The organism is Rhodobacter flavimaris, assembly GCF_021378075.1.
Classification (GTDB): Bacteria; Pseudomonadota; Alphaproteobacteria; order Rhodobacterales; family Rhodobacteraceae; genus Rhodobacter; species Rhodobacter flavimaris.
Genome location: NZ_JAJUOS010000008.1, coordinates 1 through 22,885, shown reverse-complemented (window position 1 = coordinate 22,885; position 22,885 = coordinate 1). Strand labels below are relative to the sequence as shown.

At 63.2% G+C, this 22,885-nt stretch carries 21 protein-coding genes and 1 pseudogene; 13 read left to right on the top strand and 9 right to left on the bottom strand.

Annotation, left to right across the window (positions count from 1 at the left end):
* Window positions 1–146: 146 nt before the first annotated feature.
* From LZA78_RS11205 to LZA78_RS11175, 7 genes are all read right to left on the bottom strand, one after another.
* Window positions 147–674 (bottom strand): putative pterin-binding protein, encoded by a 528-nt coding sequence (locus tag LZA78_RS11205; RefSeq protein WP_233677026.1) that lies wholly within the window; start codon window positions 672–674, stop codon window positions 147–149.
* 172 nt (window positions 675–846) lie between these two features.
* Complete coding sequence (locus LZA78_RS11200) at window positions 847–1,665, bottom strand: DUF1217 domain-containing protein (protein ID WP_233677025.1); 819 nt, start codon at window positions 1,663–1,665, stop codon at window positions 847–849.
* Entirely contained in the window at window positions 1,662–2,066 is a 405-nt protein-coding gene (gene flbT, locus LZA78_RS11195; protein WP_233677024.1) for a flagellar biosynthesis repressor FlbT, read from the bottom strand. Before flbT ends, LZA78_RS11200 begins: the two co-directional genes overlap by 4 nt.
* A complete protein-coding gene (gene flaF / locus LZA78_RS11190; RefSeq protein WP_233677023.1) occupies window positions 2,063–2,443 on the bottom strand; it encodes a flagellar biosynthesis regulator FlaF in 381 nt (126 codons plus the stop codon). Before flaF ends, flbT begins: the two co-directional genes overlap by 4 nt.
* A gap of 85 nt (window positions 2,444–2,528) precedes the next feature.
* A complete protein-coding gene (locus tag LZA78_RS11185) occupies window positions 2,529–3,797 on the bottom strand; it encodes a flagellin N-terminal helical domain-containing protein (RefSeq protein WP_233677022.1) in 1,269 nt (422 codons plus the stop codon).
* Between the two features lie 206 nt (window positions 3,798–4,003).
* The gene (locus LZA78_RS11180; RefSeq protein ID WP_233677021.1) at window positions 4,004–4,348 is read right to left on the bottom strand and encodes a M15 family metallopeptidase domain-containing protein; all 345 of its coding nucleotides are present in this window, start codon (window positions 4,346–4,348) and stop codon (window positions 4,004–4,006) included.
* Window positions 4,341–4,622: a rod-binding protein gene (locus LZA78_RS11175; RefSeq protein WP_233677020.1), complete on the bottom strand. Its 282-nt coding sequence runs from the start codon at window positions 4,620–4,622 to the stop codon at window positions 4,341–4,343. Before LZA78_RS11175 ends, LZA78_RS11180 begins: the two co-directional genes overlap by 8 nt.
* Window positions 4,623–4,731: 109 nt before the next feature.
* Here LZA78_RS11175 and LZA78_RS11170 point away from each other — a divergent pair, with 109 nt between their 5' ends.
* Entirely contained in the window at window positions 4,732–6,105 is a 1,374-nt protein-coding gene (locus LZA78_RS11170; protein ID WP_233677019.1) for a flagellar hook-length control protein FliK, read from the top strand.
* A gap of 14 nt (window positions 6,106–6,119) precedes the next feature.
* On the top strand, window positions 6,120–6,776 hold the full coding sequence (locus LZA78_RS11165; RefSeq protein ID WP_233677018.1) for a flagellar hook capping FlgD N-terminal domain-containing protein: 657 nt from the start codon (window positions 6,120–6,122) through the stop codon (window positions 6,774–6,776).
* 2 nt (window positions 6,777–6,778) lie between these two features.
* On the opposite strand, the gene ubiB is transcribed toward LZA78_RS11165, so the two are convergent.
* Together ubiB and ubiE are read right to left on the bottom strand one after the other, a co-directional pair.
* Window positions 6,779–8,308 (bottom strand): 2-polyprenylphenol 6-hydroxylase, encoded by a 1,530-nt coding sequence (gene ubiB / locus LZA78_RS11160; protein ID WP_233677017.1) that lies wholly within the window; start codon window positions 8,306–8,308, stop codon window positions 6,779–6,781.
* Between the two features lies 1 nt (window position 8,309).
* Window positions 8,310–9,062 (bottom strand): bifunctional demethylmenaquinone methyltransferase/2-methoxy-6-polyprenyl-1,4-benzoquinol methylase UbiE, encoded by a 753-nt coding sequence (ubiE, locus tag LZA78_RS11155; protein WP_233677016.1) that lies wholly within the window; start codon window positions 9,060–9,062, stop codon window positions 8,310–8,312.
* A gap of 75 nt (window positions 9,063–9,137) precedes the next feature.
* On the opposite strand from ubiE, the gene mutM reads away from it, so the two are divergent.
* The 11 genes and pseudogenes from mutM to LZA78_RS11100 form a co-directional block, all read left to right on the top strand.
* Complete coding sequence (gene mutM / locus LZA78_RS11150; protein WP_233677015.1) at window positions 9,138–9,983, top strand: bifunctional DNA-formamidopyrimidine glycosylase/DNA-(apurinic or apyrimidinic site) lyase; 846 nt, start codon at window positions 9,138–9,140, stop codon at window positions 9,981–9,983.
* 83 nt (window positions 9,984–10,066) lie between these two features.
* Window positions 10,067–10,843: an enoyl-CoA hydratase gene (locus tag LZA78_RS11145; RefSeq protein ID WP_233677014.1), complete on the top strand. Its 777-nt coding sequence runs from the start codon at window positions 10,067–10,069 to the stop codon at window positions 10,841–10,843.
* A gap of 164 nt (window positions 10,844–11,007) precedes the next feature.
* The gene (gene rpsT, locus LZA78_RS11140; RefSeq protein ID WP_233677013.1) at window positions 11,008–11,274 is read left to right on the top strand and encodes a 30S ribosomal protein S20; all 267 of its coding nucleotides are present in this window, start codon (window positions 11,008–11,010) and stop codon (window positions 11,272–11,274) included.
* A gap of 475 nt (window positions 11,275–11,749) precedes the next feature.
* On the top strand, window positions 11,750–13,123 hold the full coding sequence (gene dnaA / locus LZA78_RS11135; RefSeq protein WP_233677012.1) for a chromosomal replication initiator protein DnaA: 1,374 nt from the start codon (window positions 11,750–11,752) through the stop codon (window positions 13,121–13,123).
* Window positions 13,124–13,237: 114 nt separating this feature from the next.
* Complete coding sequence (gene dnaN, locus LZA78_RS11130; protein ID WP_233677011.1) at window positions 13,238–14,356, top strand: DNA polymerase III subunit beta; 1,119 nt, start codon at window positions 13,238–13,240, stop codon at window positions 14,354–14,356.
* 46 nt (window positions 14,357–14,402) lie between these two features.
* Window positions 14,403–15,464, top strand: a complete 1,062-nt coding sequence (gene recF, locus LZA78_RS11125; RefSeq protein ID WP_233677010.1) for a DNA replication/repair protein RecF — start codon at window positions 14,403–14,405, stop codon at window positions 15,462–15,464.
* Window positions 15,461–15,898 (top strand): VOC family protein, encoded by a 438-nt coding sequence (locus tag LZA78_RS11120; protein ID WP_233677009.1) that lies wholly within the window; start codon window positions 15,461–15,463, stop codon window positions 15,896–15,898. Before recF ends, LZA78_RS11120 begins: the two co-directional genes overlap by 4 nt.
* Window positions 15,899–15,980: 82 nt before the next feature.
* Window positions 15,981–18,431, top strand: coding sequence for a DNA topoisomerase (ATP-hydrolyzing) subunit B (gyrB, locus tag LZA78_RS11115; protein WP_233677008.1), 2,451 nt, complete (start codon window positions 15,981–15,983; stop codon window positions 18,429–18,431).
* A gap of 283 nt (window positions 18,432–18,714) precedes the next feature.
* A pseudogene (locus tag LZA78_RS11110) lies at window positions 18,715–18,879 on the top strand (5-deoxy-glucuronate isomerase); the annotation flags it as partial.
* Complete coding sequence (locus LZA78_RS11105; RefSeq protein WP_233677007.1) at window positions 18,876–19,757, top strand: TIM barrel protein; 882 nt, start codon at window positions 18,876–18,878, stop codon at window positions 19,755–19,757. The pseudogene LZA78_RS11110 and the gene LZA78_RS11105, both read left to right, overlap by 4 nt.
* 793 nt (window positions 19,758–20,550) lie before the next feature.
* Window positions 20,551–22,885: SdrD B-like domain-containing protein (locus LZA78_RS11100; protein WP_233677006.1), on the top strand; the 2,335-nt coding region annotated here is incomplete at its 3' end.

The window sequence follows — 22,885 nt, the reverse complement described above, 5'->3', positions numbered from 1 at the left end:
ATCGCGCGCCAGATACAGAATGGGCGTCAGAAAAATGGCGAGAGCCAGGAGAAGTGTGATTCCCCTGAGCTCTCTGAGATAGCTTGTTGGTTTTTCTGTTCCGTGAGTCAAAACAGTGGTTTTCGGCTATCTTTTCCTGTGTTCTGTCAGTCGGTGATTTCCATCCGAACCAGTTGCCAGATGCTGCGCGAGTAGATCACCTCGCTTTGGTAATCGGCGTTCGAATCATACGGATACACCAGCCACAACGGACCCTGTGTCCGGACGGACATCTCTTGACCGTTCTGTTGGTAGGCGATGATCGGGCCCCCGTCTACTCCGTCCGTCACGGGGATCTCGATCGCGTAGTCATTCACGGCAGTGGCGTAGATCATGTCGCCCTGCGCACCCACGGCCTCCAGCAGATCGCTAAGCTGGACGCCACGAAATTCCTGGACGCCCTCAGTCCAGATCGTGTTCGTTCGGATCGTCACAGTAGGTAGCGTCTGCAGCAACGCCATGTCGAATTCGGCTCGGCCTTCGGTATTGGTATTGGCGATATCCCCTTCAACGGTCAGTAGGATATCGGATTGCGGCGTCGGCAGGGTTCCCGCAAATGCCCCCCCGCACATCAGGCTGCAAAGCACGAATGCTTTCAGAATGCCGCCCATACCAATTCGCATCTCAAAATTCATTCTCACCTCGTGGTGCAGCAAATCAGCCGCGCCGCGCCAGGGCATCCCCGGCACCCGAAAATCCTAGCTTCGACAGGTCGCCGCGGCTATCTGGGCAGAAGGCTAGCGGTCTATTCTTTGGAATAGTGCCGCAACTTGGCGCGAGGCGCATCAGATTCGAAGCAGCGCCGCCCTAAAGCAGGATGGACAGGCCCAATCCTGCCGAGGCGCCAAGCAATTGCAGCGCAATTGATTGGGAGCTTACGGCTGCGCCGCCGCCTAGTTCCGCCCGCAAAAGGTAGGTCTTGATCAGTTCCTCGATCCGGTCGGGCTGCGCGAACTGGCCCGGATCGGATGAGCCGAAGACTTGTTGGGTTCGGCTACGATAGATCTCAAGCTTCTGATCGACATCGAGGGAAGAGACGCTCTCGGGCAGGCCCAGGGCGGTGCGAAATACCGTGCTCATGGCATTCGAGCCGATGATGGTGAACCACTTCGTCTTTTCCGACGACCCCTGCGTTGCCAGTTCCGGCAGGTCGCGTCGCAGCGACAGGGCAAGCCGCATCGAACTATCCGCCTCGCCCACCGCGATCTCGAACTGGCGCTCGACGTATTGCGCCACGATCTCGTCGGGAAAGTCGCTCAGCACCGTGCGCGGGGTCGAGAAGTCACCGAAACCGAAGGCCTTGGTCAGGGCCAGATAGCGTTTGTCGGCCAGCTTGTTGGCCAATGCATCGCCGTCAAGCGACCCCTCGTCCAGCACCTTCCGGATGAAATAGCGGTTGTTGATATCGTCATCGAGGCCAAAGGCCCCAAGTGCCACGGACAGCAGGCGCCGATCCGCGACAAGCTCGGCCGCCGTGGTCACCGAGCCTATCTTGTCGCGGAAATAATCCTCGTTGCGCTGGATCTGGGCCGAGGCCGTGAAGGCCGCCTGCTGCTTCTCCATGGTCCGGTTAAGGAACTTCCAGCCGGCGTAACCGCCCATGGGTATGACCGGCGTGTAACTCATACCCGGGCAGCCGCCAGCATGCGTGCCTCCCGCGGCAACAGGCTGCGCAGGGCCTTGAGCGCCTGATAATACTGCGCCTCAAGCACCGCCTCGGTGGCCAGAGTCAGTTGCGCCCGGCTGTCGTGATCGGTTAGCGCCTGGCTGAGTTGCTCGATCCCGCGCAAAAGCTGCATCCGCGCCTCTTGCGGGTCGGCGTCCCCCGACAGCACCAGCTGCACGATGTAGCACACGCGGCGCACGGGTGTGTTGACCTCTTCAGGGTGGATCGCATCGCGCAGGCGCAGGATATGCGCATTGGGTGTCATGATCGCGAGGCGCGAGCGCCGCTCGCCATTCTCGATCACCGCGCCGTTGATCAGCACCCGCTCCTTCGGGGCGAGTTTCAGGACAAGGCCGCTCATGCTGCCGCCCCGTCTTCATGGCGCAGACCGCGCATGATCGCGGTGTTGATCTCGATCAGGACATCGGCCGAGGCCGCGCCCGCAAGCACCTTGCGGCTGTGGATCTGCGTGAATTCGTTCAGGTAGAAAAGCCGTGCGCGCAGTTCGGACGGCAAGCCATTGTCTGGCGAGGCCACATCGGCGGCCAGCGTCGTCCAGAGGCGGCGGTTTTCATAAAGCGCCGCGGCAAGCGCTGCAAATTGCGTTGGTCCGCCCGCGCTCGATTGCTTGAGGTTATGGGTGATGCGGGCGAACAGCTCATATTCAGTGCCGCGCAGGGTGCGGGTCGGCTGAGCGGGGTTGCCATAGGCCGTTTTGGCCAGAGTCGTTGCGTACACGGGAAGTCCTTCCTGTGGCTGGATGCATCGGAACGCGGCTTTGCCGCGAAGAAGGGGGCGCCCGTGTCAGGCGCCCCCGTTATTCTTAGCGGAACAGCGACAGGATGTTCTGCGGCTGCTGGTTGGCGATCGACAGCGCCTGGATGCCAAGCTGCTGCTGGGTTTGCAGCGCCTGAAGGCGGGCCGAGGCCTCTTCCATATCCGCATCGACGAGCGAGCCGATCCCGGTCTTCATCGCGTCCGAAAGGTTCGAGATGAATTCCGACTGGGTCTGGATGCGCCCCTCGACCGAGCCGAAGTTCGCCGCAGCATTGGTGGCGGTGTCGATCAGCGATTCGATCGCGCCAAGTGCCGCGGTCGCCCCGGTGTTGGTCGTCACATCAAGGCCGGTCAGCGCCGACAGACCACCCGCGCCCGCCGAATGGAACTGCGCGGTGATGTTGAGATCCTGATCCAGCCCGACCACATCGGCCGGGGTGTCGGTGGCAAGGCCGTCGATTGCGGTATCGGTCACCGTCAGCGTGATCGCGCCATCGTTCGAGCCGTCCGCCGCGCTGGTGGTGATCTCAAGGTCGGCAATGCCGAGCGAATCGATCGCCGAGGCAAGCCCGGCAAGGATCCGGTTCGACTGCTCGGTCGCGGTCTGCGCCGCATCACCCGCGCTGACAGTGTAGCGCACCTCCTGATCGCCGATCCGCATCGAGATCGCGTCGCCCTCGGCATAGGTAATCGTCCGGTCGAGGGTGAACGAGACGGCGCTGGTATCCGCCTTGGCCAGCGTGGCCGCGGCGACATCCTTGGTCGTCGAGGCGTTGGCCGAGCTGAACACCGCCTTGGCGGTGTAGCCGCCGGTCGACAGGTTCTGCGCATCCACCTGAATATGCGCGGCATTCACCCCGGTCGCGGTGCGGTCGAGCGAGGAAAGCACGTTCACGCTCGAATTGCTGCCATCGACCAGGTTCAGGCCGTTGAACTGCGCCGCGCCGATGACCGAGTTGATCTGATCCTTGAGCGCGTTGATGTCGTTCTGGATCTTGCCGCGATCGACGTTCGATTCCTGCGCGGCGACGATCTTGCCCTTCATGTCGGTGAGCAGGTTGGTGATCGTCTCCGAGGCCTGACGGGCCACCGCGACGGTCGATTCGCCAAGCGCAAGGCTGTCGGAGATGCCCGAGAAGCCCTTCACATCCGATTCCATCACTTTCGAGATGGCCCAGATCGCCGCGTTATCCTTGGCCGAGGCGATCGATTTGCCGGTCGAGATTTCGGCCTGGGTCTTGGCCAGACCCGAGTTGATGCCCTTGAGGGTTTGCAGCGCCACCATCGCGCTGGAGTTCGTCAGAATGCTCGACATGTCATGTCCTTCCAAAAACGGCGCTTTGCGCCGGGTTACGCTTGCCGTTTTCAAACGGCGCTCGTGGCGTTCTGACCGATGCGGCGCTGAGTCGGGTGCCGCGCCATCCCGAGGATGCAAGCCGATCCTTGCAGCGGATCGCCTAACAGAAAGCTAAGGCCGGCAAGTTGCCGGCCCCTGAATCGATTGGATTTTAGTCGATTGTCTCAGGCGCGATGTTCGAGGCCCGAGCCGCCCTCGCGGCTGATGCGTTGCGCGCGCCCGGTGCTGTCATAGCTTTGGAAGCCGCGCGCGGCCTCGCGGATCAGGCCAAGTCGGCGCTGCGCCGCACGCACGCCCTCAAGCGCGGCGGCCAGCATCCGACCATTCTGTTGCGCGCTGTCACGCAGGGCCGAAAGCACCGGCGCCGATTCGCCCTCAAGCCGCGCCAGCAGCTCGGTCTTACGCCGGACCAGCGCCTCGAGCCCGGCGAAATCGCCGCTATGGATCGCCTTGCGTTCTGCAAGCAGTAGGGCGCGCATCTGATCGGCGGGGGATTTGGGCTCAGCCATTGGCCTGATCCTTTTGCATGGCCGCGAACAGCCGTTCCGCAAGCCCGATCCCGCCATGCTGCGCCATCAGGCTGGCCTGTTCCTGCACGAGGAACGAGGAGAACTGCTCTTCTCCGGCGCCACCCCCGAAAGCCTGGTGGCTTTTGCCAAGGCCCGCCTGCTTGAGCATCTCGGCGAGAAACGCAGCCTCAAGATCCTGCGCGGCTTGTCGCAGGGCGGGTTTCGGGGTGCTCGGCGCGGTGGCGGCACCGGTGGGGGCGGTCGGATCGAGCATGGCGGTCGCTCCAATTGAATCGATTTCCTCCATTCTCTGGGGCAGGAGTAAAGAAGCGGTAACCTCTCGCTGACAGGCTGGCGGCGGATCGACAGAAGTCGAGGGGACGATGCCGCATTTCACACCCGCAGACCGCCCAGTGGCGGGAGTGCCGCTTGCCGCCAGCCTGGGCGGCAAGGCGAAAGGCCTCGGCCTGCCGGATGGCGCGTTCGGCAGTCTGCTGGAGGGGGAGGCAGAGCCTGCCGCACCGCGCCAGGACGAATCGGCGAAGATGGATGGTCCGCGCCCCGAGTCGCTGACCTGTGCGGCCTTTGCCCTGCCTCTTCCTGCCATGCCGGACCCGGTCGCGCCTGGCGAGGGCGCACACGCCGAAGCCTTGACCCAAGTATCCCCGCCGTCCTACGGAGCGGCGTTGGAGACCTCTGATCCGGCCCCAGCCGATCCTCCGGTCGAAGGGCCGCCCGAATCCCGAAATAGCGTTGCGCGCAAGACGGATCCCCTTGGCCCGGTCATGGCGCCGATGCTCCCCGCCGAGACTGCGGACAGCACCTGCACTGCGACGCCTGTTGTCGGTTCGGGGCCGCAGCTGGCAGGCTTTCCGCTCCCGGCGGCCGTGCTCAACGCTGCCGCAACGGCGGCGCCCGTCGCGCTTGCAACGGCGACGGCCTTCGGGGCGACTGCGGCCCCGGGCTCCACGCACCGGGCAGCACGTGACCCCGCCCCGCCTTCCGAACGCAGCTCGGCGCCCGAAGTCGCGCCCGGATCGGTTCACGCTGAGGCGCCCGGCCTCTTGTCGGCGCCCGGACTGACAGAGACGTCACCGCGCAAAGCGCCCGATCCGCCTGCGGCAGACGCGTCAGGTGACGAGGAGACATCGCCGTCGCCTGCCTCGGTCACGCCGGAGGTTCGTCGCGATACCGGGCCGGCCGCGTCGCCACCCATGCCTGCGCCTGCCGTGATGGCCGGGGACGCGCCGCGAGATACGGAAAGCCCTGAGGCTCTTGCCGAAGTGGCCGCCCCGGCGACGCGCGGCCCCGGCTTCGAGGTTCAGGCCGTGACCCTGCCGCCGCGCTCAGCCGCTGCCGAAGCGCCCGCGACGCCCGTTCAAGTCTCGCGGCAATTGGCCGAGGCGGTAGGTGAGCAGCGCGAGGGTGCGGTTGAAGTGGCGCTGGCCCCCGAGGAACTGGGGAAGGTAAAGCTGCGATTGCAGGCCCATGACGGGGTCATGAATGTCTCGATTCAGGCCGAACGCGCCGAGACGCTCGACCTGATGCGCCGCCATGCGGATCTTCTGGCGCGCGAGTTCCGTGATCTCGGGTTTCGCGACGTGGCTTTCAGCTTTGCCGACCATTCCGGGCAGAGGTCCGCGCCGCCCCCCGATCCTGACGAGGGGGCAGATGCCCCGGCGATCGAACCCGCCCGACCCATGCCGATCCCGCTGAAACCATCCGCCGCAGGACGCGGCCTCGATTTGCGAATGTGAAGGAGCTTTCCGCCATGACCACTGTCTCATCGGTGACCAGCACTGCCGCGACTAGCACGGCGACCCAAAGCAAGGGGGCGCTGACCTCGGACTTTCAGACGTTTTTGAAGATGCTGACGGTGCAGATGCAAAACCAGGATCCGCTGAACCCGATCGAAAGCTCGGATTACGCGGTGCAGCTGGCGACCTTCTCGGGGGTCGAGCAGCAGGTGCAGACCAATACGCTGTTGCAGGCGCTGGCGGCGCAGATGGGTGTCGCGGGGATGGCCGAGATGGCGGGCTGGGTCGGGATGGAGGCGCGCGTGGCCGCGCCCGCCCGGTTTGACGGTGCGCCGGTAACGCTGGCGCCGAATCCGGCGGTGGGTGCCGATCAGGCCGTGCTGGTTACCTATGACGCCAGCGGAGCCGAGGTCACGCGCCAGACGATTGCGGCCAGCGCCGAGACGCTCGACTGGGCGGGAACGGATGCGAATGGCGCGCCGTTGCCTGCGGGCAACTACTCGTTCCGGCTGGAAAGCTACAATAACGGCACGCTGATCTCGACGGATACGGTCGAGGTTTACAGCCGGATCGTCGAGGCGCAGGGAACCGGTAGCGGCACGATGCTGGTGCTTGAAGGCGGCACGACGGTTGCGGCCAGCGATGTCACGGCCCTGCGCGAGGCGGGCTGATCCTAGAGGATCTGCCCGACCGCCACGCCAACCGCCAGCAGTGCCATACCGGCTGCCGCGAAACCAATGAGGTGCATTCGCCGTTTCGGTTCGGGCGGGGTCACCGGGGCGGCCTGCCGCTCCAGTGCCGAGCGTAGAAGCTCGGGCAGGCGCGGGCCGAAATCGCCCAGGATCATCACCGTGCGCACCAGATCGCGGATCGCGGCGCGCGGGCCGAGGTTCTCGCGGATGTATTTCTCGACCACCGGCTGCGCGGTTTCCCAGATGTTGATCGCGGGGTTGAGCGAGCGGGCGACGCCTTCGACCACCACCATGGTGCGTTGCAGCAAGATCAACTCGGTGCGGGTCTGCATCCCGAAACGCTCGGTCACCTCGAAGAGGTAGGCCAGCAGCCGCGCCATCGATATCTGTGTCGCGTTCATGCCGAAAATCGGTTCGCCCACCGCGCGCAAAGCCAGGGCAAACTCGTTCACGTCGCGGTCGGCGGGCACGTAGCCTGCCTCGAAATGCACCTCGGCCACGCGGCGATAATCGCGGCGGATGAAGCCCATCAGGATCTCGGCATAGACGCGGCGGGTATATTCGTCGATCTGCCCCATGATGCCGAAGTCATAGGCGATGACATCGCCATTCGCCGCCACCTTGAGGTTGCCGTGGTGCATGTCGGCATGGAAATAGCCGTCGCGCAGCGCATGGCTGAGGAAGAGTTGCAGCACGCGCTCGGAAATCGCCACCACATCGTGGCCCGCGGCGCGGATCGCCTCGGGGTCGCCGATCGACACGCCCTCGGCCCAGTCCATCGTCATCACCCGACGGCCCGACATCGACCAGATCGGCTGGGGCACGGTAAAGCCTGCGTCCCCCACGGTATTCGCGCCGAATTGCGAGGCCGCGGCGGATTCGAGCCGCAGATCCAGCTCGCCCATCACCACGCCTTCGAAATGCTTGACGACATCGGTCGGGCGCAGGCGGCGCGAGGCGGGCGAGAGCCGCTCGATCATGCCGGCGGCGAAATGGAAGGCGTCGAGGTCGCGGCGGAAGGCGCGCTCGATCTCGGGGCGCAGGACCTTGACGGCGACGCGGGCACCGGTATCGGCGCGGCGCGCGGAATGGACCTGCGCGATCGAGGCGGCGGCGACGGGTTCCGAGAAGTCGAAGAACAGATCGTCCACCGGGCGGTCGAGTTCTTCGGCGATCATGCGCTTGGCGACATCGGTCGGGAAGGGCGGCAGCTTGTCTTGCAGCACGCGCAGCTGGTCGGCCAGTTCTTCGCCGACAACGTCGGGACGAGTCGAGAGCACCTGGCCGAATTTGATATAGGCCGGCCCGAGCGCGGTGATCGCGCGGGTCACCGGCGGCAGGTTCGGATCGCCCTTGTAGCCCAGCCATTTGAACGGCCAGCCCATGATGCGCGCCACCAACCGCAGGCGCGGCGGCGCATCGACGGCCTCAAGCGCGACGCTCATCGCGCCGGTACGCTCGAAGGTGGCGCCGGTGCGGATTAGTCGCCAGATGTTATGGGGTCCCCGCATCTCAGATCTTCCAGCCCGAATGCAGCGCCGCGATCCCCATCGAGAGGTTGCGGTATTTCACCCGGTCGAACCCGGCCTCGCGGATCATCGATGCGAAGATCTCTTGCGTGGGGAACTTGCGGATCGATTCGACCAGATACTGGTAGCTGTCGCGGTCGTCGGCGACGATCTGGCCCATCACCGGGATGACGTTGAACGAATAGGCATCATAGAGCGATTGCAGCATGTCGTTCGGGATCTGGCTGAATTCGAGCACCATAAGCCGCCCGCCCGGGCGCAGCACACGGTAGGCTTCGCGCAGCGCGTCGGGGATGCGGGTCACGTTCCGGATGCCGAACGAGATCGTATAGACGTCGAAAGTGTTGTCCTCGAAGGGCAGGGCCATCGCATCGCCCACCACCCATTTCAGGCGATCGGCCATGTCCTCGGCCTCGGCGCGCTTCTGGCCCTCGATCAGCATCGACTCGGTCATGTCGCAGACCGTGGCGCTGGCGCCCGGCGCGCGCTTGAGGAAACGGAAGGCCACATCGCCCGTGCCGCCCGCCACGTCGAGCAGCTTTTGCCCTGGGCGCGGCGCAAGCCAGTCCATCATCGCGTCTTTCCAGACCCGGTGGATGCCCATGCTCATCAGATCGTTCATGATGTCGTATTTCGATGCCACGCGCGAAAAGACGCCATGGACAAGCCCGGCCTTCTCTCCCTCATCGACGGTCTTGAAGCCGAAATGCGTGGTTCTGGTCTGATCCGTGCTCATGCGCTCTTGCCGATCTGAAAAACTCCCCCTTCTTATAGGGGCCCCAGCGGCCATGACAATGCGACAGGAGCAACGATGCCCGAACTGCCCGAGGTAGAAACCGTCCGGCGCGGCCTTTTGCCCGCGATGGAGGGGCGCCTGATCGTGCAGGCCGAGGTCAATCGCCCCGATCTGCGCTGGCCCCTGCCCGAGAATATGGCCGAGCGGCTGACCGGTGCGCGGGTGGTGCAGCTGCGGCGGCGCTCGAAATATATCCTCGCCGATCTGGACCGGGGCGAGAGCCTTCTGATCCATCTGGGCATGTCGGGGCGGATGCTGGTGTCGGGGGTGATGCTGGGGGGCTTTCATCTCGACCATCCCGCGCCGCAAAAGCATGATCATGTGGTGTTGCACATGGAGGGCGGCGCGCGGGTGACCTTCAACGACGCGCGGCGCTTTGGCGCGATGGATCTGGTGCGCACCGACCGCGAAGAGGCCTATTGGCTGCTGGCGGGCCTGGGCCCCGAGCCCTTCGGCAACGATTTTCACGAAGACTACCTCGTGGCGCGACTGAAAGGCCGCGCAACACCGATCAAGGCCGCGCTGCTCGATCAGCGGGTGGTGGCGGGGCTGGGCAATATATACGTCTCCGAGGTGCTCTTTCGCGCGGGCATCGACCCGCGCCGTCAGGCGGGCAAGATCGCCGCGAAGCGGGTGGCGGGCCTTGTGCCGATCATCCGCGAGGTTCTGGCCGAGGCGATCGAGGCGGGTGGATCGAGCCTGCGCGACCATCGGCAGGCGGATGGCGAGCTCGGCTATTTCCAGCACAGCTTCCGCGTCTATGACCGCGAGGACGAACCCTGCGTCACCTGTGCCACGCCCATTCGGCGCATCGTGCAATCGGGGCGTTCAAGCTTCTTCTGCCCCGCCTGCCAGCGCTAGAAATGCTGCAGCCGCGAAGTCAGGCTTGATAATCGCCGCGGTCCTGATAGGACTCCTGCCATCACAAGGAAAGGCAAAGCCAGATGGCCTACCAGACCCTGATCGTCGAGATCGAAGACTATGTCGCCCTGATCCGGCTCAACCGCCCCGAAGCCCTGAACGCGCTGAACTCGACCCTGCTGGGCGAGCTGGCCGAGGCGCTGAAGGCGGCGGACGCCAATGAAAAGGTGCGCTGCATCGTCATTACCGGCTCCGACAAGGCCTTCGCGGCCGGTGCCGACATCAAGGAAATGTCCGACAAATCCTTTGTCGAGATGTATACCCAGAACTTCTTCACCGACAATTCCGACAGCATCCTGCGCACGCGCAAGCCGATCATCGCGGCGGTCGCGGGCTATGCGCTTGGTGGCGGTTGCGAGTTGGCGATGATGTGCGATTTCATCATCTGCGCCGACAACGCCAAGTTCGGCCAGCCCGAGATCAACCTGGGCGTCGTGGCCGGGATTGGCGGCACGCAGCGCCTGACGCGCTTCGTGGGCAAGTCGAAGTCGATGGACATGCACCTGACCGGCCGCTTCATGGATGCCGCCGAGGCCGAGCGTTCGGGCCTGGTCAGCCGTGTCGTGCCCGCGGCCAAGTTGATGCAAGAGGCGATGGCCGCGGCCCAGAAGATTGCCGAGAAATCGGTGCTGACCTCGATGGTCGTCAAGGAATGCGTCGATCGCTCCTACGAGACCACGCTTCAGGAAGGCATCCATTTCGAGCGCCGCATCTTCTACGCGCTGTTCTCGACCGAAGATCAGAAGGAAGGCATGTCGGCCTTCCTCGAAAAGCGGCAGCCGCAATTCCGCGACAAATAAGCGAAAGGCCCCCTTCGGGGCTTTTCTTTTTGGCGATTCTCGCTTATGAGGCCGCCTCACATGCGCGTGGAGCCCGCTCAGGCTAGAATCAACCGGTTCGCTGGGACGACCGGGCTTTGTTGCGCATTCGAAATTGTAACAGACCCGGAAAGTCGGAAAAACACATGGCCAATACGCCCCAGTCCAAGAAACGCGCCCGCCAGAACGAGCGCCGCAACGACGTAAACAAAGCTCGCCGTTCGCGCATCCGCACCTACGTGCGCAAGGTCGAAGAAGCGATCGCTTCGGGCAACGCCGAAGCCGCCGTTGCTGCTCTGCGCGCCGCTCAGCCGGAACTGGCCCGTGGCGTGACCAAGGGCGTGCTGCACAAGAACACCGTGTCGCGCAAGATCTCGCGCCTTGCGGCTCGCGTGAAAGCCCTCGCGGTCTGATTACCAGTCGAAACAGACTGTTGCCAAAGGCGCCCAATCGGGCGCCTTTTATTTTTGTTGTTTTTCAAATGCTTAAATTGAAGTGTTGCAGGTTTGACCAAGTGGCACAGATTCGGTGACACGAATCCGGCGTCAAGAGTGAAGATCGGTTGCGCGGGGGCTTGGCGCCGCGCTAGCGTCTCCTTGCGATTCACGTCGCCTTGGGGGACATGACGCATCTTTTCGGGACCGGAGCAGGCATAAACGTCTGCCACGACAAGTAAAAACAGCCGGGTCTCCTGGCCTCGAATGATGCGAATCCGATTCCTGAGGGCTCTGCGCCCTCGCCTTCGGCAGAACTGCCTGACTCGGGATTCCCGGGCCGGATTTCTGTGTTCCTATCGCAGGCTGTGCGCCCCGCTCATGCGGGGTTAAGGCCGAAGATGCCAGGGGATGCGAATGCGGCTGACCGTGTGTGTTTTGAATAGGCAAGAAAATGACGGACGAAACCTGGGGGCGGGTGTGTGATGAACTTCTCAAGAGCGTTGGCAAGAACAACTACTCGACCTGGATCGCGCCGCTTCGGCTGATCGAGATGTCCGAAGGCATCGCGGCCTTCGAAGCACCGACCAAATTCATGCGTGACTGGGTGTCGCGCAATTTCGCCGAACCGATTCTGCGCGAGCTGCGCGCGGCCGGTGTTGCGGCCGAGCGGATCGACATCCGCGTGCCCGCCCTGCGGGCGATTCCCGCAGCCGAGGTTGCCAAGCCCGCCGTGGCGCCCGTTCCTGCGCGTGCCCGTGTCGCCCGTCCGGTCGATGGGGTCGAGCTGCCCGGCGCGCCGCTCGATGCGCGCTTCACCTTCGACAGCTTCGTCGTCGGCAAACCGAACGAGCTGGCCCATGCCGCCGCGCGCCGCGTGGCCGAGGGCGGCCCGGTCTCGTTCAACCCGCTGTTCCTCTACGGTGGCGTCGGCCTGGGCAAGACCCACCTGATGCATGCCATCGCGCATGAGCTGCAACTCCGCCGCCCCGATTTGCGCGTGCTCTACCTCTCGGCCGAGCAGTTCATGTATCGCTTCGTGCAGGCCCTGCGTGAGCGCCAGATCATGGACTTCAAGGAGATGTTCCGCTCGGTCGATGTGCTGATGGTCGATGACGTGCAATTCATCGCCGGCAAGGACAGCACGCAGGAAGAATTCTTCCACACGTTCAACGCGCTGGTGGATCAGGGCAAGCAGATCGTCATTTCGGCCGACCGTGCGCCGGGTGAGATCAAGGACCTCGAAGAGCGCATCAAGTCGCGCCTGCAATGCGGCCTCGTGGTCGATCTGCATCCGACCGACTATGAGCTGCGCCTCGGCATCCTGCAGACCAAGACCGAGGCCTACCGCGCCCAGTATCCGGGCCTGAAGCTGGCCTCGGGCGTGCTGGAATTCCTCGCGCATCGCATCACCACGAACGTGCGCGTGCTGGAAGGCGCGCTGACCCGTCTCTTTGCCTTCGCCTCGCTGGTCGGGCGCGAGATCACGCTGGATCTGGCCCAGGAATGCCTGACCGACATCCTGCGCGCCTCGGACCGCAAGGTCTCGATCGAAGAGATCCAGCGCAAGGTCGCCGAGCATTACAACGTCCGCCTGTCCGACATGATCGGCCCCAAGCGGGTGCGCACCATCGCGCGTCCGCGTCAGGTGGCGATGTATCTGTCCAAGCAACTGACCACCCGCAGCCTGCCCGAAATCGGGCGTCGCTTCGGTGGTCGCGACCACACCACGATCATGCATGGCATCCGCAAGATCGAGGAGTTGAAGGACGGCGATCGGCAACTGGCCGAGGATATCGCGCTGCTGCGTCGGCTTCTGGAAAGCTGACGCGACACGCCGAGCCCTTGACGCCCGCGCCAAAGCGGCCGAATGTCCTGAAAAATCTTGAGCCTGAGCGGAGAGATGTTACCTTTCCGTTCCGGTCTGCCGTGGGGGATGGAAATGAAATTCAGCATCGAACGTGCCGCGCTTCTGAAGGCGGTGGCTCAGGCTCAGTCGGTCGTCGAACGCCGCAACACGATACCGATCCTCGCGAATGTGCTGATCGAGGCGGAAGGCAGCACCGTGTCGTTCCGTGCGACCGACCTTGATATCGAGGTCGTGGACAAGGCCCCCGCGCAGGTCGAACGCGCCGGAGCCACCACCGTTTCGGCGGTCATGCTGCATGAGATCGTGCGCAAGCTGCCCGATGGTGCGCTGATCTCGCTGACCGATGACGCGGCGGCGGGGCGGCTGACGATCCAGGCGGGTCGGTCGAGCTTCAACCTCGCGACGCTGCCCAAGGAAGATTTCCCGGTCATGGCGTCGTCGGAATATACGGCGAATTTCTCGGCCAAGGCGGGGGTGCTGCGGCGCCTCTTCGACAAGTCGAAATTCGCGATCTCGACCGAAGAGACGCGCTATTACCTCAACGGCGTCTATATGCATGTCGCAACCGGCGAAGATGGCCCGGTGCTGCGCTGCGTGGCGACCGATGGCCACCGGCTGGCGCGGATCGACGCGCCCCTGCCCGAGGGCGCGCAGGGTATGCCCGGCGTGATCGTGCCGCGCAAGACGGTGAACGAGCTGCGCAAACTGCTGGATGACGACGAGACCGCGATCGCGGTGTCGGTTTCCGAAACCAAGGTGCGCTTCGCCACCCCGGTGATCACGCTGACCTCGAAAGTCATCGACGGCACCTTCCCCGATTACACGCGCGTCATTCCGATGGGCAACACCCGCCGGCTTGAGGTCGATGCCTCGGAATTCGCCAAGGCCGTGGACCGCGTGGCGACTGTCTCGTCCGAGCGTTCGCGCGCCGTCAAGCTCAGCCTCGACGAAGACCGGCTGGTGCTGTCGGTCAACGCCCCCGATGCGGGCGCGGCCGAGGAAGAACTGGCCGTGGCCTATGGCGACGAACGGCTTGAAATCGGTTTCAACGCCAAGTACCTGCTTGAAATCGCAAGCCAGGTGGACCGCGAGAACGCCGTCTTCATGTTCAACTCTTCCGGCGATCCGACGCTGATGCGCGAGGGAAATGACACCTCGGCGGTCTATGTCGTGATGCCGATGCGCGTGTGATCGGGGCCGGTTCCGGCCTGCGATCCGATGCAGTGAAAGGGCGCCGATGCTGAGGGAGCTGACTCTTTTGCAGTTCCGCTCGCATCGGCGTTCGCATCTGACGTTCGATGGGCGGCCCGTGGCGATCTACGGACCGAACGGCGCGGGCAAGACCAATATCCTTGAAGCGATTTCCCTGCTCAGCCCCGGTCGCGGGTTGCGCCGGGCCTCGGCCGAGGAACTGATGCGCCGCGCCGAGGCGGTGGGTTGGAAGATCCGCGCCGAGACCGAACTGCATGAGGTCGAAACCTCGGCCCTGCCCGGTGCCTCGCGCGAGGTGCTGATCGACGGCAAGGCGGCGCCGCAGGTGGCCCTTGGGCGCATTCTGCGGGTGCTCTGGCTGGTGCCCGCGATGGACCGGCTGTGGATCGAGGGGGCCGAGGGGCGCAGGCGGTATCTCGACCGGATTACCCTGTCCTTCGTGCCCGCCCATGCCGAGGCGGTTCTGGCCTATGAAAAAGCCATGCGCGAACGCAACCGGCTGCTCAAGGATCAGGTGACCGATCAGCGCTGGTATCACGCGCTGGAGGGCCAGATGGCCGAGGCCGCCGCGCTGATCGCCACAAACCGTGCCGAGGCACTGGCGCGCATTACCGCCGCGCAGGATGGTGCCGCGACCGCCTTTCCAGCCGCGCATCTGGCCATCGTCAATGGCGGGCCAGAGGATCTGGCCGCAGCGCTGGCCGAGGGGCGGCGTCGCGACATGGCGGCGGGGCGGACGCTCGAAGGCCCGCACCGCGCCGATCTTGAGGCGATCTATGCCGAGAAGGACGTGCCCGCTGCACTCTGCTCGACCGGAGAGCAGAAGGCGCTGTTGATCTCGCTGGTGCTGGCCAACGCCCGCGCGCTGGCGGGGGAGCCGGTCGTGGTGCTGCTCGACGAGGTGGCCGCGCATCTCGACGCGGGCCGTCGTGCGGCGCTTTATGATGAGATCTGCACCCTGCCCGCGCAGGTCGTGATGACCGGAACAGGGGCCGAGCTATATGACAGCCTCGGCCCGCGCGGGCGCTACTATGAGGTGGCCGAGCACGGCGGCGTGTCGGAGGTCAGCGAAAGGGTCGCACCATGAGCTATCCCAAGCAACGCATTACCCTGATCACCCTCGGCGTGGCCAACATCCCCCGTGCGCGCGCCTTCTACGAGGCGCTTGGCTGGCGTCCCGTTCAGGCGCTCGAGAGTGTCGTGTTCTACCAGCTCGCGGGAATGGCCCTAGGCCTCTTTGGGCGCGAAGATCTCGCCGCCGATCAGGGACGGCCGGGAGCTGTGCTTGGAGCCGGGGCGATGACGCTGGCGCAGAACTTCGACACCGAGGCCGAGGTGGACGCCGCTTTTGCTGCCGCGCTGGCAGCGGGGGCTACTGCGCTGAAGGCGCCCGAAAAGGTCTTCTGGGGCGGCTACTCGGGCTATTTCGCCGATCCGGATGGCCATGTCTGGGAGCTGGTGATGAACCCGTTCTGGCCGCTGGCCGAGGATGGCACGCTTAGCATTCCGGCCTCGGCGTAATGCCACCAAATCTTGTGTCTTGGACGTGACATTCCCCGCCCGAGCCACTATAAATCGCCGGTAAATTCACGGACGGAAACGCATGACCGAGAACACCAAGAAAAAGGCCGAATACGGCGCCGAATCCATCAAGGTTCTCAAGGGCCTGGAAGCGGTGCGCAAACGGCCGGGCATGTATATCGGCGATACCGACGATGGCTCGGGCCTGCATCACATGGTCTACGAGGTCGTCGATAACGGCATCGACGAGGCGCTCGCGGGCCATGCCAACTACGTCGCGGTAAAGATTCACGCCGACAGCTCGGTCTCGGTGCGCGACAACGGGCGCGGTATTCCGGTCGATATTCACCGCGAAGAGGGCGTCTCGGCGGCCGAGGTCATCATGACCCAGCTGCACGCGGGCGGTAAGTTCAACAACACGGATGACGACGGCAACGCCTACAAGGTCTCGGGCGGTCTGCATGGCGTCGGAGTGTCGGTGGTGAATGCGCTGTCCGACTGGCTTGAGCTGCGCGTCTGGCGCAACGACAAGGAATATTACGCCCGTTTCGAAAAGGGCGAATGCGTCGAGCATGTGCGCGAGGTGGGCGATGCGCCCGGCGAGAAGGGCACCGAGGTGCGCTTCATGGCCTCGTCCAAGACCAACGACGCCGAGGGCACCTTCTCGAACCTCGAATACAGCTTCAAGACGCTGGAAACCCGCCTGCGCGAGCTGGCCTTCCTGAACTCGGGCGTGCGCATCATCATCGAGGACGACCGCCCCGCCGAGGCGCTGCGCTCGGAGCTGCACTATGAGGGCGGTGTCAAGGAGTTCGTCAAATACCTCGACCGCTCGAAAACCGCCGTCATGCCCGAGCCGATCTATATGGTCGGCGAGGTGCGCGGGATCGGTGTCGAAGTGGCGATGTGGTGGAACGACAGCTACCATGAAACCGTGCTGCCCTTCACCAACAACATCCCGCAGCGCGATGGCGGCACGCACCTTGCGGGCTTCCGCGGCGCGCTGACGCGCACCATCACGAAATATGCCCAGGACAGCGGTATCGCCAAGCGCGAGAAGGTCGATTTCACCGGCGACGACGCCCGCGAAGGCCTGACCTGCGTGCTGTCGGTCAAGGTGCCGGACCCGAAATTCTCCAGCCAGACCAAGGACAAGCTTGTCTCTTCCGAAGTGCGTCCCGCGGTCGAGAACCTGGTGAACGAGAAGCTGGGCGAGTGGTTCGAGGAACATCCCGGCGAGGCCAAGCAGATCGTCGGCAAGATCGTCGAGGCGGCGCTGGCGCGCGAGGCCGCCCGCAAGGCGCGGGAGCTGACGCGGCGCAAGACCGCGATGGACGTGGCCTCGCTGCCCGGCAAGCTGGCCGACTGCCAGGAGAAAGACCCCGCCCTGTCCGAAGTCTTCCTGGTCGAGGGTGACTCGGCTGGCGGTTCGGCCAAGCAGGGGCGCGAGCGCAAGAACCAGGCGGTGCTGCCGCTGCGCGGCAAGATCCTGAACGTCGAGCGCGCGCGCTTTGACCGGATGCTGTCCTCGGACCAGATCGGCACGCTGATCACCGCGCTTGGCACCGGCATCGGCCGCGACGAGTTCAACATCGACAAGCTGCGCTACCACAAGATCGTCATCATGACCGATGCCGACGTGGACGGCGCGCACATCCGCACGCTGCTTCTGACCTTCTTCTTCCGCCAGATGCCTGAGCTGATTGAGCATGGCTATCTCTACATCGCGCAGCCGCCGCTTTACAAAGTGGCGCGCGGCAAGTCCGAGGTCTATCTGAAGGACCAGGCGGCGCTGGATGACTTCCTGGTGCATCAGGGTGTCGAAGGCGCGATGCTGCGTCTTGGCAGCGGTGAGGAAATCACCGGTCAGGATCTGCTGCGCGTGGTCGAGGAGGCCCGCGTGATCAAGCGCATCCTCGCGACCTTCCCGACGCATTACCCGCGCAATATCCTTGAGCAGTCCGCGATCGCTGGCGCGATGCTGCCCGGTGCGATGGATGCCGATGCGCAGGCGGTGGCAGACAGCGTCGCGCGGCGCCTCGATCTGGTGGCGCTGGAATATGAGCGCGGCTGGCAGGGCCGCCCGACGCAGGATCATGGCCTGCGCCTGAGCCGCATCCTGCGCGGTGTCGAAGAGGTGCGCACGCTTGACGGTCACGTTCTGCGCGCCGCCGAGTCGCGGCGTCTGGGGCAATACACGCAAGATCTGCGCGACACCTATGGCGTCCCCGCCAAGCTGATCCGCAAGGAACGCGAGCAGCTGATCAACGGCCCGCTCGACCTGCTGGCGGCGATCTTGCAAGAGGGCGAAAAAGGCCTGACCTTGCAGCGCTACAAGGGTCTGGGCGAGATGAACCCCGAGCAGCTGTGGGAAACCACGCTCGACCCCTCGGCGCGCACGCTGTTGCAGGTGCGTATCGAGGATCTGGCCGAGGCCGACGACATCTTCACCAAGCTGATGGGCGATGTGGTCGAGCCGCGTCGCGAGTTCATCCAGCAAAACGCGCTGAGCGTGGAGAACCTCGACTTCTGATCGCTTGTGTAGGATTGCGCATAACCTTTCGCGCAGCGCATAAGTTTGCGCAGATTGCGCATAAGGCTTCGTTTTGGCGGGTCTATCCTACACAAGTAGGTTGGCTCTTCATGGTGCGACTTCACTTTTGTCGAGTTTCAGCATGGCAACATCAGGAAGATGACTGGCCGAGGCCTCCCGTATACTCCACAGATCAGGTGCTTGCCGTCCGTGAGTCAAATACACTGAGTAAAATACATCCCCCAGTCGTGGCGAACGGCTTCTCGTAACCGGCACTATCCTTCCCAAGGACGGCGACGTGGTCTGCGTTCCGCGCGGCCACCACCTCTGCGGTGCCCCCTACGGCTTCGAGATGTATTACCTCAACGTCATGGCAGGCCCGCGCCGCAACTGGCGCTTCGTCGCGGCACCCGAGGTTGAGTGGATCATGGAGCGGGACGCGAAATGATCCCAAGGGCCCTCAATCAGAAAACACTTCGGCATCTTTCGTTCGAAGCGTTTCTCGATGCAGCACAGCAGCTCGGGTGCGTTGGCGTGGAGCCGCGCAACGATCTTGGGCGTCCGTTTTTCGATGGGATCGATCCAGGTCTGGCGGGTCAGATGGCGCGCGATCGCGGCCTGCGCCTGCTGGGTCTGAGTGAAGTCTATGGGTTCAACGTCTGGGATGATGAACGCGCTGCGCAGATCGCTGCGCTTGTTGAAACCGCAGTGGAGTCTGGCGCCGAAACCATCAGCCTGATTCCGACTGTGGACGCTCGCCCCACGCGCGCGTTGCGCGAAGTGATGCGAGACATAAAACACTTGGTCGCGGGAACACAGGTTCAGCCGTTGATCGAGCCGATCGGCTTCGAGTCGTCTTCGCTGCGTTACAAGGCCGAGCTTGTCGATTCGATTGAAGCAGTGGGATGGGGCGTCAAACTGGTGCATGATACCTTCCAGCACTGCATCTCGGGCGAGCGCGAGCTGTTCGCTCCCTACACTGCGATGGTCCATATCTCGGGCATCTCGGCATCGGATGTAATGCTTGATACCAGTCAGGATGCGCATCGCGTGCTGGTGGATGAACGGGATCGTTGCGGAAACCATGCTCAAATCGCGGCGTTGCTTGAGGCCGGATACACTGGCGCGTTCTCATTCGAATGTACGGAGCCGACACTTCTGGAGCGCCCGAATCTCATCCGCGAAATTGGGGCTTCATTTCGCACGATTGAGGCCGATCTGTCCTGCCGACCGGTTGTGAAAAGATCAGACCTTTTAGGCTCGCGCAGGATGTCGAAATGCCGCGTTGTGTCGACGTTTTGCGGCTCGAAAAGCCGCTCAGGATAACTCGCGTGATTTGAGCATGGGCCGGAGCACAGAAAGCTGTCCTCCCCCGCTTTTAAGGCGATCCAGGCCGCAACGCGCATCAAGATGCACGGCCTCTGGTTTCGCCGCGACGAAGAGCTGCTTGATGGGCCCCGCGATGCGTGGGACGTGCAGTCAACGGAGTAGCACGCGCGGGCCAACGACCGCCGCAATTCCGATCTTTCCTTAACGTGCCCGAGGCTTACGAATCGACCGCAGCAGAGATGATCTGTGTCGTCGTCGCTTCCAAAACGATTGTTGCGATACTGTAAACAATATGAGTGACCGTCACCGAATCCGGCTGCGCGACGCTGGTTAGCTTCACATTTCACGCCCAAAAGCGGTGCGCGCCATTTTGGATACAATCGCCGGGTGAAACCATCGTTGCCTTTACGTAATTGACAATTTGCCGCACGGACGCCACACTTTCGCCATATTCCTTAATCGCAGGCCGAGTGTTTGCGAAATAATCTTACCGAAGTGTCCGGGCCGTTTTCATCGGGCACGATCTATTTGAAGCAATAAAGAAACAACGCGGTTTGCAATAACGTCCGGAACTTTCACGGACATCCAAGCGAACCCCACGAGGCACGTCAGACAGCACGACCTGGGCACCATCGGCGCTTGTCGCCGGTGTTGATGGAGTTTTGGCGGAGCCGACCGGCGTATTGGCCGGCTTTTGGGGGACGATCAGAGCACTAGGGTTCGGCTGGGCGAGGTCCCTCCGCGCGTTCTGGTCTCCGGCGTTTGGAATTGATTTTGGTGGGGACTCAACATGGCACTCGAAGATAACAACGACGTCATTCTGTCGGACGACCAGATCCTTGATGATGGTTTGGCAGTCAGCACGGACAAAGATGATTACGCGCCGGGTTCGACGGCAATCTTTACCGCCACCGGTGTCGAAGAGGGCGGCAGCGTCACCTTCGAGGTCGAGCATGTCGGCGACGCTGGCGAAGACGGCGTCCTTGGCACCGAGGACGATGTCGTTATCGACCTTGGTGGGGACGGCCATGACAGCTGGACCGTCACCGATGGCGGCGAGGGCGATCTTGACGGTCTGGCAAACGGGACGGTGGTCACGTCCTGGTATGTGAACCCCGATGACAGCGCGGGCGAGCGTTTCCTTCTCAGCATATCGAGCGGGTCCGATACCGCCTATGCGACGTTTACCGACGGCGTGGGGGATAATGCCGGAGCTGATGTGGATCTCACGACCCTTGTGTCCTCGCCGGTCGAGCTTGATGGCGTCCTCTTTTCAAACGACGCGGCAGGCGCCGGTACCGGCCTGATCAATCCGTTTGTTCGGATCAGCACCAACGATCCGGTGGAGGAAGGATACAATACCTCTGATCGGCCCCTTGATTACGACGAGAATACCAGCCCGAATTTCACGCGTGACCTGTTCTACGGTGATATCCCGGTCGTAACGCTTTACGACGACGAGGGTAACGCCGTTCAGTACCTTGAATTCCGTCTTGATATCAACGAGCCGGATTCCGGGGCGACCAGCTATCTCTCGCTCGATGAGATCAAGATATATCTCTCAAACGAACAGGTCCCGTCGGGCGATCCGGGCTTTGTCGACCTTTCCCAGTATGAACTGGTCTGGTCGCTCGATGAGCTAGGTGATAGCTGGATCGCGCTCGACTACACGCTGCAGGCGGGCTCCGGTGTTTCGGACATGATCATGTACGTGCCGCTCTCGAGTTTCGAGGAAGCGGACATAGAACTGGACGACGGCACCTATGTGACGCTCTATTCCAAGTTCGGCGTCCAAGACGACTATGTAGTTGACGGCGAACTTGTCGCGGACTGGACCAACAATTCCGGCTTCGAAGAATGGTCGGTCCGTCAATTCGTCGAGGTCGTCGGCATCAAGTTCAATGATATCGATTCCGATGGCGTGCAGGATGCCGGCGAAGAGGTCATGAGCGGCTGGGAAATCCGCGCCTATATCGACCTTGATCGCGATGGTCTGCTTGACCAGAACGAGTACGATTTTGGCGCCTATGCGACCGATCTCACGGACGAATTCGGCGCGTTCGAGCTGAACTTCTTCCTTGATGCGCAGATACCGAATAACGGCGGATATGTCGCCGATGCCCAGTTCATTATCGTCGAGGTCATGCAGGACGGGTGGGAGCAGGGCTCCGGCGGTGTGTCCGTGCTTAGCCCGACCTTGAATACAGGGTCGGAAGAGCTCGGGCCGCTCGGCTATGTCTATGATCCGGTCAAGAACGATCTGAACAAGACGCTCGACGGGTTCGATTTCGGCAACTACGAACCGACCGGGAATATTACCGGTGAGAAGTATGAAGACGTGACCGGCAATGGCGCCGGTGGCACGGATACGCCCATCGCGGGTTGGACGATCTATCTCTTCGACGACTCGATCGACACCGACAATAGTGGCGGGCTGAGCGAAGCCGAGATTTCCGCGGCACTGAGCTCCGGCACTCCGGTCGCGACGACGTCGACTAACGACTCAGGTGTTTACTATTTTGGCGACGTGATGGTCGGAGACTACTTTGTCATCGAAGACATGGACGGTCCTGACGGAAACTGGATGCCGACCTCTACCCCGTGGCACGCCGTCACCGTCCTGGGCGGTGAGACGTTCGGTGATGAAGAGGGTGAGGTTACCGACTTCTACAACTTCGCGGAGTTCTCGGTGACGGGGACGAAGTACGAGGACATGGACGGCGACGGTGTGATCGACGCCGAGGACACGCCCTGGGCTGGCGTGACGATCCAGATTCTCGACGATGACGACAATGTCGTTGCCTCGACGGTGACGGCGGCGGACGGGACGTGGTCGTTCACGGGGCTGGACTACAGCTACGCGGGCTACACGGTGCAGGAGGTCCTGCCGGACGGGTCGGTTCAGACGCTCGGGACCGCGGGTTACACGATCACCGGGACCTCTGGAGCCGACCAGACCAATCTGGACTTTGCGAACTTCGACAAGTTCGACATTTCCGGGACGAAGTACGAGGACATGGACGGCGACGGTGTGATCGACGCCGAGGACACGCCCTGGGCTGGCGTGACGATCCAGATTCTCGACGATGACGACAATGTCGTTGCCTCGACGGTGACGGCGGCGG